The sequence below is a fragment of the Pseudomonas sp. HK3 genome (assembly GCF_052920985.1).
Window position 1 is genome coordinate 2049139 of sequence record NZ_JBREXD010000001.1, and the last position, 14590, is coordinate 2063728.

Consider the following 14590-nt stretch of genomic DNA (forward strand, 5'->3'; position numbering starts at 1 on the left):
TTACACTTTTAGCGAAACATAATATGACACAATTATTTGTAGTAGGAACAGGGCCGGGCGCCAGCGACCTAGTTGCACCAAAAGCCCACGAAGCCATTAAAGCGAGTAGCGATTTAGTGGCGTATGGTTTGTATTTAGATTTACTGGGTGATGTGTGTAAAAACAAGCAACATCACGATTTACCATTAGGTGAAGAAATCGGTCGTGCACGTTTAGCTTTAAACTTGGCGGCCAGTGGCAAAACCACCGCGCTTATATCCAGTGGTGATATTGGTATTTATGCCATGGCCACCTTGGTATTTGAATTATTAGATCAGCAACTTCAAGGCAATGAAGATCATCCTGAATGGTTAGATGTAGACATCGAAGTGATTCCCGGAATATCAGCCATGCAAGCGGGGGCGAGCCGAGTAGGCGCCATGCTTGGTCATGATTTTTGCACCGTATCGCTAAGCAATTTATTAACGCCATGGGAAACCATCGAAAAACGCATACACAGTGCAGGTGAAGGCGACTTTGTGATTTCTTTTTATAATCCGGTATCTAAAAAACGAGATTGGCAACTCAATACCGCCCGCGATATTTTATTGCAATATCGTCCTGCTTCTACCCCTGTATTAATTGGTCGTCAACTCACACGTCAAGACGAAACCATTACTATTACCACGTTAGATAAGTTAGATGCAAAAGATGTGGATATGTTCACCATGGTGTCTGTGGGCAACAGTGAATCACGCAGAATTGTGAATACTCAAACTCAAAAAGAATGGGTATACACCCCACGCGGTTATAAAAAGAAATTGGGTGTAGAAAATACGATAGAAACAAATGAAGGAGCAACTGCATGACCGTTTATTTTGTTGGTGCAGGCCCAGGTGACCCAGAATTAATTACCGTTAAAGCTCAGCGCATTATCGAACAAAGCCCTATTATTTTATATGCAGGCTCTTTGGTGCCGCGAGAAATTTTACAAAGCTCAGAAGCCAGCGCTGAAAAAATTATTGATACCGCATCGCTTGATTTAGAAGAAATCATGCAACACATTTGTATTGCACATGAGCAAGGTAAAAATGTGGCCCGTGTGCATTCTGGTGATCCGTCTGTTTACGGTGCCATAGGCGAACAAATTCGCCGCTTAGAGTCTTTGCATATTCCTTATGAAGTGATTCCCGGTGTGACGGCCACGTCGGCATCGGCTGCATGGTTAGGTAAAGAGCTTACGCTTTCGGGTGTTTCACAAACCATTATCATGACGCGTTACGAGGGTAAAACCCCTTTCCCAGAGCGCGAACGTTTACCTGCATTAGCCGCATCGGGTGCCACGCTTGTAATTCATTTAGGGGTGACGCGCATTCATAAAATCGTTGAAGAGTTAATTCCTTTTTATGGTGAAGACTGTCCAGTTGCTGTGTGCTATCGCACATCATGGCCTGACCAAGATAAAGTTGAAGGACGTTTAAGCGATATTGTTCAAAAAGTACGTGATAAAAAATTCACACGCACCGCACTTATTTTAGTGGGCCACGTGCTTAACACCGAGCAGTTCGATGATTCCTATTTGTATGATCAAAATCAAGCGCACGTGTACCGCCCAAAAGTGAAACCATCAACACCTAGAACCGTTAAACGCGCGATTACTTAAAAATTAAATAACAAATAGAATCAGGATGCTTAAATATGCAACTCAATAAAATTCCCGCCACCATTGTTACTGGATTTTTAGGCAGTGGTAAAACCACGTTACTGTCTAACTTACTGAAACAAGCCAAGGGCAAACGCATCGCCGTTATTGTGAACGAATTTGGTGAGCTAGATATCGATGCCGATTTATTACGTAGCTGCCCATTAGATTGCGAAGACGAAGCGGCTTCGATTGTAGGCGAAGGTGACAGTGGCATTTATGAATTAGCCAATGGTTGTATTTGCTGCACCGTAGAAGAAGAGTTTTTACCTGTGATGCAAAAGTTGGTTGAGCGTCGTGATGATATTGACCACATATTAATTGAAACAAGTGGTTTGGCTTTACCTAAACCATTAGTGCAAGCGTTTAACTGGCCTGAAATTAAACAACATTGCACCGTCGATTCTGTCATCACATTGATTGATGGCCCTGCCGTGGCGGCTGGTCGTTTCGCTAACGATGAAGATCTAGTACAGGCACAACGCCTAGCCGATGAAAGCCTAGACCACGACCCAAGTTTGCAAGAGTTATTAGATGATCAGCTTAGTGCCGCCGATTTAGTCATGGTAGGTAAAAACGATTTACTCAGTGATGATCAACGCGTGCTAGTTGAAAAAATCGTAGGCGCAAAAGTGCCTAACAGCGTTAAAACTTTATATGTGAGTCATCCACAAGACAGTGAAGAATCAAACAGCCCGTCGTTAATTGAATTAATGGGCATTGGCGCAGCCGCAGAAGATCGTATTGAACACGTGCACACCCATCATGATCACCACCACGCACATGGTGAGCACCATGAACATGCACACGATCATTTTGATTCGTGTGTGATCACGCTAGGTGAAGTGGATGGCGATAAGTTACAAACCGCGATTCAAACCCTACTTGCAAACCATACCCTTTATCGCATTAAAGGGTTTGCAGCCTTACCCAATAAACCCATGCGCCAAGTACTGCAAGCGGTTGGTAAGCGCTTAGATGTGTACTTTGATCGTTTATGGCAGCCGGAAGAAAGCCGTCAAACCCAGCTTGTGTTTATAGGTAAAGGATTTGATCAAGCCACGCTTGAGTCCACGTTATTAACCGCGTGTATCGACAAAAATAGTGTTACAGATGCCGAGGTGTCAGCTTAATTCATGCATTTATTTGCAGCCCAGCCAGGTGGCTTTGTTGAAGACGAAGGCATTGTTGATTTAGAGCAAACCCCTGCTGATATCATAATTTTATCAGCGGCGGATAGCAGTTTAAGCGCATTGGCCAGCGCCGTGGAATTAAACGATCACGATTCACTCAGTGTGCGATTAGCAAACTGGATGCATCTTTTAAAACCTGCTGCGTTTGATTTATATGAAGACAAGGTGCTGTCACAATCTTCGATTGTGGTGGTATCACTTTTGGGCGGGCAAAGCTATTGGGATTATGGCGTTGAGCAATTACAAGCTTGGGCGAAAAACAAAACCGGGCGGCATCTTATTTTTGTGCCCGGTGATGACACGCCTGACCCAGAATTATTTGCCTCGAGTAATGTGTCGGTTGAACACGCGTATACCGTATGGCGCTATTTACGCGAAGGCGGTGTCAATAACAGCGTTAATTTATTGCGTTATGTGCAGCAACAGTTTTTAAGCTCAGTTGAGATAAAGAAAATTGAAATAACGTCAGACTTAGCGCCACCAAAACCCTTGCCACGTGCATTGTTGTATTGGCCGAATTGTGAATTTACTGATCAATTATCCATGTGGCAAAAGTATGCTCAGCCGCTTAATGAAAATGTATGTGCTTTATTGTTTTATCGCAGCCATTTACAAAGCGCTAATACACAAATGTTTGATGCGCTTATTAAGCGAATGCAGTTAATGGGGTTACAACCTTTACCCATAGCGGTTACATCACTAAAAGAAAAAGAGGTGATGTCACAAGTAAGCCTGTGGATAAATGAAAGCCAGGCGTCTGTCATTATGAACACCACAGGCTTTGCCTGTAATCGCGTGTCGGCTCCTGAGTTATCAAATCAACCCAGTGACTTTTTATCACCCTTTGAACGTAACATTCCTGTGTTCCAGTTGATGCTAGCGAGCACAACACAAGACGATTGGAAAAATTATTCTCAAGGGTTACGCAGCCGTGATATTGCCATGCAAGTTGTTTTACCCGAAATGGACGGGCGTATTATTACCCGTGCTATTAGTTTTAAAACAGAAGGGTATTACAGCGCGCGGGCACAAATGTCGGTGGTGCGTTACGGTTTGCATGAAGAGCGTGCGGATTTTGTTTCGGCTTTGGCAAAAAAATATTGCCAATTAGGTAAAAAAAATAACACCGATAAAAAGCTTGCCATCATTATGGCCAACTACCCAACAAAAGATGGGCGAATTGGTAATGGCGTCGGGCTGGATACTCCTGCCTCCACCGTTACTATTTTACGAGCCCTTGAGCAGGCGGGTTATCCTATTAGACATATTCCCGATGATGGCACTCAACTCATTCAAGAACTGCTTGGCTCTATTACCAATAACCCAAATACACTGCACCAATTACCGTGCTGGCAGAGTTTAGATTTAAACGTGTATATGCAGTACTTCCAGCAATTACCCATAGAAAACCAACAAGCAGTTTGGGAAAAATGGGGCAGCCCAGAGCAAGACCCTAAGTGCCGACAAGGGCGTATGATGTTAGCGGGCATGCGCTTAGGAGAAACTTTTATTGGTATTCAACCTGCGAGAGGGTTTGATCGCGACTTGGTGGCTAATTATCACGATCCAGACTTAGTGCCGCCACACAGTTATTTGGCCTTTTATTTTTGGCTACGACATGTTTATGAAGTGGATGCGGTCATTCATGTGGGCAAACACGGCAATCTAGAATGGCTACCGGGCAAAGGCACGGGCCTTTCAAATCAATGCTGGCCGGATATTGCTTTAGGCCCCATGCCGCATTTTTATCCGTTTATTGTGAATGATCCAGGCGAAGGCGCACAAGCTAAGCGCAGAGCACAAGCTGTCATCATTGATCATCTCATGCCGCCCATGACCCGTGCAGAAACCTACGGCGAATTGGCAACACTTGAATCATTGGTTGATGAATATTATCAAGCACTGGGTTTAGATATTAGGCGTGAGCAATGGCTAAAAAATAAAATTTTAGAAGAAGTAAAACAACAGCATATCTTAGAGGAGCTTAACCTTTCGTTATCAAAAGAGGCGCCTGAAGATGACGCTATTTTTGAACAACTGGATACCTACCTGTGCGATATCAAAGAAGCACAAATTCGACACGGTTTGCATCGCTTAGGTGAATTGCCCGATAACGATAAATTAAAAGACACGATCGTAGCGTTATTACGTTTGCCCCGAGGCCAAGCGGCTTATGCACAAGGTATTTTGCATAACTTATCCCATGACTTAGGGCTCTACATTGTACAAGATGCCTTTGACCCATTAATTAGCCAAGTGATTCCATGGCTGCACGTTACCCAAAATGATTTAGCCATCTCAAAAGTTTGTGTGTATTTTGGGTTAGAGCAATGCTCGTGGCGAACCACTGCCGATGTTCGCGACACACTTGAAGTTCTGGCTGCGCAATGTATCCAATGGTTTGTATTGAGTGAAAAACCGCTACATGAAATAGCAGAGTGGTTACCAAATACGGCGCAGCAACTTAAGTATGCCAAGCACACATTATTCCCCGCCTTGCATCAAAGTGCGCACTTAGAAATACAATCCATATTATCCGGTTTAAGCGGTGGCTTTGTACCACCCGGGCCCAGTGGCGCACCGACGAGAGGCCGCTTAGACACATTGCCTACGGGGCGTAATTTTTTCTCTGTGGATAACCGCTCTATTCCGTCCCCCGCAGCATGGGCGCTGGGGCAAAAATCGGCACAAGCCGTTATCGAGCGACACCTTCAAGATCATGGGGATTACCCTAAGCAATTAGGGTTATCGGTTTGGGGCACCGCGACTATGCGCACGGGCGGTGATGACATTGCCCAAGCATTTGCGTTGATGGGCGTTAAGCCTATTTGGGCAGCTGGCTCACAACGGGTAGTGGACTTTGAAATTACGCCCACCATGTTAATGCAGCGCCCAAGAGTGGATGTAACGTTGCGGGTATCCGGTTTTTTTCGTGATGCTTTTCCTAATGTTATGCGTTTGTTTGATGCCGCAGTAAAGGCCATTGCAAAATTAGAAGAACCGGGTTTTGGTAACACTATCCGGCAAAACGTTTTAAAGCGTGTTAAAGAACTAGAAGCGCAGGGTGTGACCGCGCAAGCAGCGCAACAGCAAGCCACTTTTCGAGTATTTGGCAGCAAGCCAGGTGCGTATGGTGCAGGCCTACAAGGCTTGATTGACGAACGTTGCTGGGAGAAAAACGATGATCTTGCCAATGCCTATTTAAATTGGGGAGGCTATGCATACGGGCAGCCTGTTCAAAAAGGCGATGCGGCACACTCAAGTGATAACTCTGAAATTGATATAGGCAATGAATTAGGTGACGCAATTGCCGCACATGGGGCTTTTCAGTATCAGTTGTCTACCTTAGAGGTTGTATTACAAAACCAAGATAATCGGGAACACGATTTATTAGACAGCGATGATTATTATCAATTTCAAGGTGGCATGAGTAACGCGGTCACGGTATTCAAAGAAAGTGCCCCGACGAGTTTACCATGGTGATCACGCTAATCCGTCAGCGCCTAAAATTCGCACATTAAAAGAAGAGCTTAATCGGGTTATTCGGTCTAGGGTATTGAACCCAAAATGGATATCGGCCATGCAAGAGCATGGTTATAAAGGCGCGTTTGAAATGGCTGCCAGTGTTGACTATCTATTCGCTTATGACGCCACGACAGGGCTCATTGATGACTACCAATACGAGCGCGTTGCCGATGCGTTAATTTTTGATCAAACGAATCAGGCCTTTTTAGAAGAAAATAACCGCGATGCGCTAGAAGAAATGGCCGAGCGTATGCTAGAAGCGATTCAGCGTCACTTATGGCAAGACCCCGGCGAGTATCAGTCATCTTTGCAAAACTTGTTATTGAATATCGATCAGCAAAAAGAAACGCAGGGATAAATAGCGATATATGTACTTCTTATATCGGTCGCTTTCAGTGATTTAGGGCATTAATCATTCATATACGTGTCTTTTTAGCCAATTTCAGTCTCTTCTGGTAAAATTTCCCGCCGAAATTGGTGCTCATGTCCATTTAATCTAATAACCCTTCACTTTACTCAAGTAAATAGTTGACTGTTTTAGTCGGGTTTAAGATAATCTGCTTTATAGATCGCTGACTGTACATGAGGGGTACGGACAATGAGACTGACAACAAAAGGCCGCTATGCGGTGACAGCCATGCTTGATTTGGCCATACATGGGCACTCTAAGCCGGTAAGTTTGAATGATATCTCTAATCGTCAAGGCATTAGCTTGTCTTACTTAGAGCAATTATTCGCAAAACTGCGCCGTAGTGAACTGGTTTCATCTGTGCGAGGTCCCGGTGGTGGTTATCGACTGGCCCGCAGCGAAGGCGAAATCAGCATTGCTCAAGTGGTCGATGCGGTAAATGAATCCATGGACGCCACGCGTTGCCGTGGTAAAGGTGATTGCCAAGAAGGAGATCAATGTCTCACTCATCATTTGTGGCAAGATCTTAGTCATCAGATACATGAATTTTTAGATGATATTAGTATTCAAGATTTAATTAGTAGAAAAGAAATTCGTGATGTGGCAAAGCGCCAAGATGAGCGTGCGCACAACAAGATTGAAACAGAATCACTGATTACACTAACGTCTGCTTAGGCGTTGTTTACGGTTTAATCAATCAAAGTAGTAGAGACAATATGACCCCTATTTATCTAGATTATGCAGCCACTACGCCAGTGGATCCTCAAGTGGCCGAAGCAATGGCTGCCTGCTTAACTCTGGATGGTAATTTTGCTAACCCAGCCTCTCGCTCCCATCGATTTGGGTGGATGGCCGAAGAAGCCGTTGAAAATGCCCGTGGTCAATTAGCAAAAGCGCTGCAATGTGACAGTCGCGAAATTGTATGGACATCCGGCGCAACCGAAGCAAACAATTTAGCCATTAAAGGTGTTTGTGCGGGTAAGTTAAAAGGCCATATTATTACCAGCAGTATTGAGCACAAAGCGGTATTAGATGTGTGTGCTTATTTACAGCAACAAGGGTTCCGCGTGACGTACTTACAACCTCAAGGGTCAGGCCTTGTGGATGTTGAACAAATAGAGCAAGCAATAGAAGACGACACGTTTTTAGTTTCCATGATGTACGTGAACAACGAATTAGGGTGTATTAATCCTATCGCGCAAATCGCAGAGCTTTGTCACAGCAAAAATATTTTATTCCATGTGGACGCAGCCCAAGCACTTGGAAAAGTCGAAATAAATTTAGAACGCGACGCCATTGATTTACTTTCAATCAGTGCGCATAAATTTTATGGCCCAAAAGGTATGGGTGCATTATTTGTGCGACGCGGCGTTAAATTGAGTGCACAAATTCATGGTGGCGGTCACGAACGTGGCATGCGCAGCGGCACACTAGCGACCCATCAAATTGTTGGTTTAGGCTTGGCAGCTCAATTGGCAGTTGAACAACTTACACAAGAAGAAGCACGCCTAAGTGCTCTTAAACAAACGTTAACTGACGGCTTAATGCCATTAGGTGGTGTTTGCGTTAATGGCGACAATACTGTGGCCAATATTACCAATATCAGCTTTTCTGATGTAGATGGTGAATCCCTTTTATTATCCTTACACGATTTAGCCGTGAGTTCTGGCAGTGCCTGTAACTCGGCCACAATGGCGCCGTCGTATGTATTAAGAGCCATAGGCTTAGATGATGAATTGGCTCACGCTTCCATTCGTTTTTCGATGGGGCGCTTCACCACAGAAGATGACATTAATCAGGCGGTAGCCAGTGTGACCACTGCCGTACAAAGACTGAGAGGCATAGCCGTTTAGGGTTGTGACTAGGAGCAGTTTGATGAGCGAAGACATTAATCAATATATCAAAAATGAATACGCAGCAGGATTCGTTACCGATATAGAAAGTGACACTTTACCACCTGGTTTGAACGAAGACGTTATTCGTTTTATCAGCGCTAAAAAAGGCGAGCCTGAGTGGTTACTTGAATGGCGCTTAAAAGCGTTTGCTATATTCTTGGAAATGGAAGAGCCAACATGGGCTCATGTGCATTATCCAAAAATTAACTTCCAAGATATTTCTTACTATTCATCACCAAAGAGCATGGCTGATAAGCCTCAGTCTTTAGATGAAGTAGACCCAGAATTACTGCGCACCTATGAAAAACTCGGCATTCCATTGCACGAGCAAGCGGTACTGGCGGGTGTGGCTAATGTTGCAATGGACATCGTATTTGACTCTGTTTCGGTAGCCACTACGTTTCGCGAAAAATTATCTGAAGCAGGTGTCATCTTTATGCCCATCAGTGAAGCGGTGCATAAACACCCTGAGCTGGTTAAAAAATATTTAGGCTCAGTCGTGCCGCAGCGTGATAACTATTATTCTGCGCTTAACTGTGCCGTGTTCTCTGATGGTAGCTTTGTTTATATTCCTAAAGGCGTGCGTTGCCCGATGGAGCTTTCTACGTATTTCAGAATTAACGAGCAAAACACGGGTCAGTTTGAGCGAACCTTAATCATTGCCGACGAAGGTTCTCACGTCAGTTACCTTGAAGGTTGTACTGCGCCAATGCGTGACGAAAATCAGTTGCACGCGGCAGTGGTTGAATTGATTGTTCTAGATGACGCTGAAATCAAATACAGCACAGTACAAAACTGGTACCCAGGTGATGAAAACGGCAAAGGTGGTATTTACAATTTTGTAACTAAGCGTGCCGTGGCGCATACCAATGCAAAAGTATCGTGGACGCAAGTCGAAACCGGTTCTGCGGTTACATGGAAATACCCAAGCTGTATTTTAAAAGGGGATAACGCTATTGGTGAATTTTATTCGGTTGCACTAACCAATAATCATCAACAAGCCGATACGGGCACCAAAATGATTCACTTAGGTAAAAATACTAAGTCGACGATTATCTCAAAAGGCATTAGCGCGGGTAAGAGCCAAAATGCTTATCGTGGCTTAGTGCGCATGAATCCAAGTGCAGCTGGCGCGCGTAACTTTACACAATGTGACTCGTTGTTGATTGGTGACAAATGTGGCGCCCATACTTTTCCTTATATCGAAAGTAAGCACCCAAGTGCGGTGATCGAACATGAAGCGACCACATCAACCGTAAGTGACGACCAAATGTTTTTGTGTCAGCAACGCGGCATAGACCCAGAGAAAGCGGTTTCTATGATTGTGAACGGTTTCTGTAAAGAAGTATTTAAAGAATTGCCAATGGAATTTGCGGTCGAAGCCGGCAAGTTATTAGAAGTGTCACTGGAAGGCTCGGTCGGTTAAACGTTTATGTAGGGTGGGCATTGCCCACCAATTGAAATGCGGCGATTGATATTTCCGCCCTACAAACAAGATTGGAATGAATTATGTTAAGCATCAAAAATTTACACGCAAGTATTGAAAACAAAGAAATTCTCAAAGGCTTAAGCATCGAAGTTAAGCCGGGCGAAATCCATGCGATTATGGGACCAAACGGCGCGGGCAAAAGCACCCTTGGCAATGTTTTGTCGGGTCGTGAAGGCTATGAAGTAACCGCCGGCGACGTGAAGTTTGATGGTAAAAATATTTTAGAAATGGGCACAGAAGAGCGCGCCCGTGAAGGTTTGTTCTTAGCGTTTCAGTATCCAGTTGAAATCCCAGGTGTTAGCAATTTAGAGTTTTTAAAAGCATCGGTTGATTCGGTGCGCAGTCATCGTGGTCAAGAGCCAATGGACAGTGTGACATTTTTAAAACTGGCTCGCGAAAAATGTAAAGCGGTCAACTTAGATCAAAACTTCTTAAAACGTGGCGTAAACGAAGGTTTTAGTGGCGGTGAGAAAAAGCGTAACGAAATCATGCAAATGATGTTGCTTGAGCCAAAACTGTGCATTTTAGATGAAACCGACTCTGGTTTGGATATCGATGCGTTACAAGTCGTGGCTGAAGGTGTTAATTCACAGCGTGATCCTAATCGATCTTTTATTGTGGTAACCCATTACCAACGTTTGCTTGATTACATCGTACCTGATTTTGTACATGTATTGGCAGACGGCAAAATTGTAAAATCCGGCGGCAAAGAGCTAGCGCTTGAGCTTGAAGAAAAAGGCTACGGCTGGATTGAAAACGGAGCAGCTTAATATGACACAAGCAGTTTCAGAGTTTAATCAACAAGCTTTGTCTTTTGTGCAAGCAAATGCAGCTGGACAGACATTTAACAATGTTAACGCTGCAGGTGTGAGTGCGTTTGCAGCGATGCCGTTTCCGACGCGTAAAACAGAGTCTTGGAAATACACAAGCTTGCACGCGCTCACCAAACAAGATTTTAACCAATCGGTTGAACCGATTAGTGCGAATGTGTCTCCGGTTGATTTTGCAATCGACGGTTTAGATGCGATTAAACTGGTATTTATTAATGGCCAGTTTCAAGCACAATTATCAGATGATGAATCGTTAGACGGTTTTCAGTTAGTTCGTTTTAGCGAAGCGAATGCTGAGCAACGTGCACATATTGAAAAGCATTTAGCTAATAACGCAGAAACTGAGCGTAACTTGTTCACCGCGCTAAACAATGCGCAGGTTAATGATGGCGTGTTTGTATTGGTGAGTAAAAATATCCAGTTAGCGAAACCGATTCAGATTGTGAATATTACACAGGCGCAATCGCATTCAGCCACTGCATTTAATCGTTGCTTAGTTGTACTTGAACAACATGCGCAAGCGACGGTCATTGAACAATGTTTATCAACCGATGAAACACAAAATGTTGTGTTGAATCAGGTGAGTGAAATGATTGTAGGTGACGGCGCACAGCTGCACCATTATCGTTTGCATAAAGAACATGAAAGCAGCTTACACTTTGGTGGTGTATACGTTGACCTTAATCGTGATAGCCAATTTAACAGTTACCAAGTGTTATTAGGCGGTCAAATTAAACGTTTTGATGTATTGGTTAATCACAACGTTGGCGGCAGTCACTGCGAAATGAAGGGCGTTTATTTGCCTAAAAATGATCAGCATGTGGATATACATAGTTATATCGAACACAAAGCACCTAATTGCACGACGAATGAAGTGTATCGCGGCATCATGGCTGATCGCTCTAAAGCTGTATTTAACGGTCGTATTCATATTCATCCGGATGCGCAAAAAACATTGGCTCAATTAAGCAATAAGAATTTATTGTTAAGTGATAAAGCGCAAATTAATACGAAACCAGAATTAGAAATTTACGCTGACGATGTTAAATGTGCACATGGTGCGACAGTGGCGCAGCTAAACGAAGAAGCGAAGTTTTATTTGTGCAGTCGTGGTATCAGCGCTCAACAAGCAGAGATAATGCTCAGCTTTGGCTTTATCAATGAGTTACTAGAAAGTATTCCACTGGATGCGTTACGTGTATCGCTGCGTCCTTTGCTTGCACAACAGTTTACAACCGATAAATCGTTAACTCAGCACTTACTTGCTGACGATGCTCAGGGGTAATTATGTCATTTGATGTAGCGGCCATTCGTGAACAGTTTCCTATTTTACATCAACAGGTACATGATAAACCGTTGGTGTATTTAGATAACGGCGCCACCACACAAAAGCCACAAGCGGTGATTGATGCGGTTGAGCATTATTATCGAATGGATAATAGTAATGTTCATCGCGGTGCTCATGTTTTGGCGGATCGTGCCACTATTGGATTTGAAGAATCTCGTAAAATTGTGCAACAGTTTTTGAACGCACAGTACAGCGAAGAAATTATCTGGACTAGTGGCACCACAGAAAGCATTAACTTAGTTGCACAAAGTTTTGGCGCGGCGTTTATTAAAGCCGGTGATGAAATTCTTATCAGTGCCATGGAGCATCACGCGAATATTGTACCTTGGCAAATGCTGTGCGAGCGTACAGGGGCCGTTCTGAAAGTGATTCCTGTGAGTGACGCGGGCGAGTTAGATATGACGGCCTTTGCAGATATGCTTAGCACCAAGGTTAAGTTAGTCAGTGTTGTTCATGTTAGTAACGCGCTGGGTACCATAAACCCCGTTGCCGATATTATTGAACAATCCCATGCAGTCGGTGCCAAAGTATTAATAGATGGTGCGCAAGCCGTTGCCCATTTTGAAGTGGATGTACGTGTCTTAGATGCTGATTTTTATGTGTTCTCGGCCCATAAAGTATTTGGCCCAACTGGTATTGGCTGTTTGTACGGCAAAAAAGAATTACTCGATCAAATGCCACCGGTACAAGGTGGTGGTGAAATGATTGAAAAGGTGAGCTTTTCAGGTACGACGTATCAAGGCTTACCGTTTAAATTTGAATCGGGCACACCCAATATTGCGGGTGTGATTGGTTTTGGTGAGGCACTTAAGTTTGTTATGTCGTTAGATCGAAAAGCGATGCTAGCCTACGAAGAAGAGTTGCTCGCCTATGCTCATCAAAAAGCAGCATTGTGTGAGGGCTTGCGTGTAGTGGGTACGGCCAATAAAAAAGCCGGTGTTTTAAGCTTTTTATTGGATGGCGCGCATCCTGCCGATGTGGGTATGCTGCTTGATCAGCAAGGTGTTGCTGTGCGAACAGGACATCATTGCGCGATGCCGATTATGGCGCAATTTAAAATTCCGGGAACGGCCCGTGCGTCGTTCTCAATTTACAATACGAAGGCTGAGGTGGATGCATTATTCACCGCCATCGAAAAAGTAAAAATGTTTTTATAAACATGGGCCTTAGTTTATAAACTAATTCGCATGTTAAAGGAGGTTGTAATGAGTGAAGTAAGTACATTTTCTCCCAATGACATTACTGTCTCCATGACAGAAAAAGCATTGGCCTATGCGCGCAAGCAACTTAATACCAACGCAGATGCAAAAGGCATTGTGCTTGGTGTGAAAAAAAGCGGTTGCTCCGGTTTTAAATATGACTTGCAGTTGCTGACCGATATAAAAGGCAACGAAAAAGTATTTCAACCTGCCGATGATGTCACCTTGTATGTGACAGCAGAAGCGCTGCCATATGTAAATGGTACCGAAATCGATTACACCACAGAGGGCTTAAACAGCGTTATGAAGTTTAATAACCCCAACGCAAAAGATGAATGTGGTTGTGGTGAAAGCTTTAATGTTTAGTCGGTAGCGAATGCGTTTATACATACAATGAAAGAAAACCCGCTTGGTTTTTCTTTCATTGCTTGCGCTACTGTAAATGACTCAATCAATATTTTATAAGTAAGAATTCCAAATTATGGAAAGAAGAATGGTGGTGGCGCAGACAGATGTTCCTGCGCGCTTAGTGCCTGTTGGTACCAAGATTACAATTCCGTCAGGTAGCTTTGTCACATTGACACAAGCATTGGGTGGCAATTATACCGTCGTATATAACGGCAATATGGCTCGCGTTGACGGCACCGATGCAGCGGCATTAGGTTTAGAAGCCGAAACATTAAGCTTTGACCCGGCGGATGGTGATCGCATTCGTGAAGACGATGTGTGGCAAGCGCTGAAAACTATTTATGATCCAGAGATCCCTGTTAACTTAGTGGACCTTGGTTTGGTATATAAAGTAGGCATTGATCAAAATACCAAGAAAGTCTCTATCGACATGACATTGACCGCACCAGCTTGTGGAATGGGGCCTGTACTTGTAAGTGATGTTAAGTATCGTGCTGCATTGGTGCCGAATGTAAAAGCGGTGCATGTTGAGCTTGTGTTTGACCCGCCGTGGTCGCGTGAAATGATGAGCGAAGAAGCTCAGCTAGAAACCGGAATGTTTTTTTAGGTTTCC

General features: G+C 44.0%; 11 protein-coding genes and 1 pseudogene. All 12 read left to right on the plus strand.

From position 1 onward, the window contains the following. The first annotated feature begins 23 nt into the window (after nucleotides 1-23). The 12 genes and pseudogenes from cobJ (at nucleotide 24) to sufT (ending at nucleotide 14584) form a co-directional block, all read left to right on the plus strand. Nucleotides 24-848 (plus strand): precorrin-3B C(17)-methyltransferase, encoded by an 825-nt coding sequence (gene cobJ / locus ACU6U9_RS09600; protein WP_446734796.1) that lies wholly within the window; start codon nucleotides 24-26, stop codon nucleotides 846-848. Further along, complete coding sequence (gene cobM / locus ACU6U9_RS09605; RefSeq protein ID WP_446734797.1) at nucleotides 845-1642, plus strand: precorrin-4 C(11)-methyltransferase; 798 nt, start codon at nucleotides 845-847, stop codon at nucleotides 1640-1642. Before cobJ ends, cobM begins: the two co-directional genes overlap by 4 nt. 35 nt (nucleotides 1643-1677) lie before the next feature. Continuing rightward, complete coding sequence (gene cobW / locus ACU6U9_RS09610) at nucleotides 1678-2814, plus strand: cobalamin biosynthesis protein CobW (RefSeq protein WP_446734798.1); 1137 nt, start codon at nucleotides 1678-1680, stop codon at nucleotides 2812-2814. 3 nt (nucleotides 2815-2817) lie between these two features. Beyond that, nucleotides 2818-6757, plus strand: a pseudogene (gene cobN, locus ACU6U9_RS09615) (cobaltochelatase subunit CobN). 240 nt (nucleotides 6758-6997) lie between these two features. After that, nucleotides 6998-7483 carry a Fe-S cluster assembly transcriptional regulator IscR gene (iscR, locus tag ACU6U9_RS09620; protein ID WP_446734799.1) on the plus strand — a complete coding sequence of 162 codons (486 nt, stop codon included), beginning with the start codon at nucleotides 6998-7000 and terminating at the stop codon, nucleotides 7481-7483. Between the two features lie 41 nt (nucleotides 7484-7524). Continuing rightward, nucleotides 7525-8661 (plus strand): IscS subfamily cysteine desulfurase, encoded by a 1137-nt coding sequence (locus ACU6U9_RS09625; protein WP_446734800.1) that lies wholly within the window; start codon nucleotides 7525-7527, stop codon nucleotides 8659-8661. A gap of 22 nt (nucleotides 8662-8683) precedes the next feature. Continuing rightward, nucleotides 8684-10129 (plus strand): Fe-S cluster assembly protein SufB, encoded by a 1446-nt coding sequence (gene sufB / locus ACU6U9_RS09630; protein ID WP_446734801.1) that lies wholly within the window; start codon nucleotides 8684-8686, stop codon nucleotides 10127-10129. An 83-nt stretch (nucleotides 10130-10212) separates the two neighbouring features. Then, entirely contained in the window at nucleotides 10213-10962 is a 750-nt protein-coding gene (gene sufC / locus ACU6U9_RS09635) for a Fe-S cluster assembly ATPase SufC (RefSeq protein ID WP_446734802.1), read from the plus strand. A 1-nt stretch (nucleotide 10963) separates the two neighbouring features. Further along, nucleotides 10964-12307, plus strand: a complete 1344-nt coding sequence (gene sufD, locus ACU6U9_RS09640) for a Fe-S cluster assembly protein SufD (RefSeq protein WP_446734803.1) — start codon at nucleotides 10964-10966, stop codon at nucleotides 12305-12307. Between the two features lie 2 nt (nucleotides 12308-12309). Continuing rightward, on the plus strand, nucleotides 12310-13527 hold the full coding sequence (locus ACU6U9_RS09645; protein WP_446734804.1) for an aminotransferase class V-fold PLP-dependent enzyme: 1218 nt from the start codon (nucleotides 12310-12312) through the stop codon (nucleotides 13525-13527). 48 nt (nucleotides 13528-13575) lie between these two features. After that, entirely contained in the window at nucleotides 13576-13935 is a 360-nt protein-coding gene (locus tag ACU6U9_RS09650; protein WP_446734805.1) for a HesB/IscA family protein, read from the plus strand. A gap of 115 nt (nucleotides 13936-14050) precedes the next feature. After that, complete coding sequence (sufT, locus tag ACU6U9_RS09655) at nucleotides 14051-14584, plus strand: putative Fe-S cluster assembly protein SufT (RefSeq protein ID WP_446734806.1); 534 nt, start codon at nucleotides 14051-14053, stop codon at nucleotides 14582-14584. Nucleotides 14585-14590 lie beyond the last annotated feature (6 nt).

Coding starts and splice junctions, on each gene's coding strand:
- cobJ (WP_446734796.1), top strand. CDS start 24: ATGACACAATTATTTGTAGTAGGAACAGGGCCGGGCGCCAGCGACCTA.
- cobM (WP_446734797.1), top strand. CDS start 845: ATGACCGTTTATTTTGTTGGTGCAGGCCCAGGTGACCCAGAATTAATT.
- cobW (WP_446734798.1), top strand. CDS start 1,678: ATGCAACTCAATAAAATTCCCGCCACCATTGTTACTGGATTTTTAGGC.
- iscR (WP_446734799.1), top strand. CDS start 6,998: ATGAGACTGACAACAAAAGGCCGCTATGCGGTGACAGCCATGCTTGAT.
- ACU6U9_RS09625 (WP_446734800.1), top strand. CDS start 7,525: ATGACCCCTATTTATCTAGATTATGCAGCCACTACGCCAGTGGATCCT.
- sufB (WP_446734801.1), top strand. CDS start 8,684: ATGAGCGAAGACATTAATCAATATATCAAAAATGAATACGCAGCAGGA.
- sufC (WP_446734802.1), top strand. CDS start 10,213: ATGTTAAGCATCAAAAATTTACACGCAAGTATTGAAAACAAAGAAATT.
- sufD (WP_446734803.1), top strand. CDS start 10,964: ATGACACAAGCAGTTTCAGAGTTTAATCAACAAGCTTTGTCTTTTGTG.
- ACU6U9_RS09645 (WP_446734804.1), top strand. CDS start 12,310: ATGTCATTTGATGTAGCGGCCATTCGTGAACAGTTTCCTATTTTACAT.
- ACU6U9_RS09650 (WP_446734805.1), top strand. CDS start 13,576: ATGAGTGAAGTAAGTACATTTTCTCCCAATGACATTACTGTCTCCATG.
- sufT (WP_446734806.1), top strand. CDS start 14,051: ATGGAAAGAAGAATGGTGGTGGCGCAGACAGATGTTCCTGCGCGCTTA.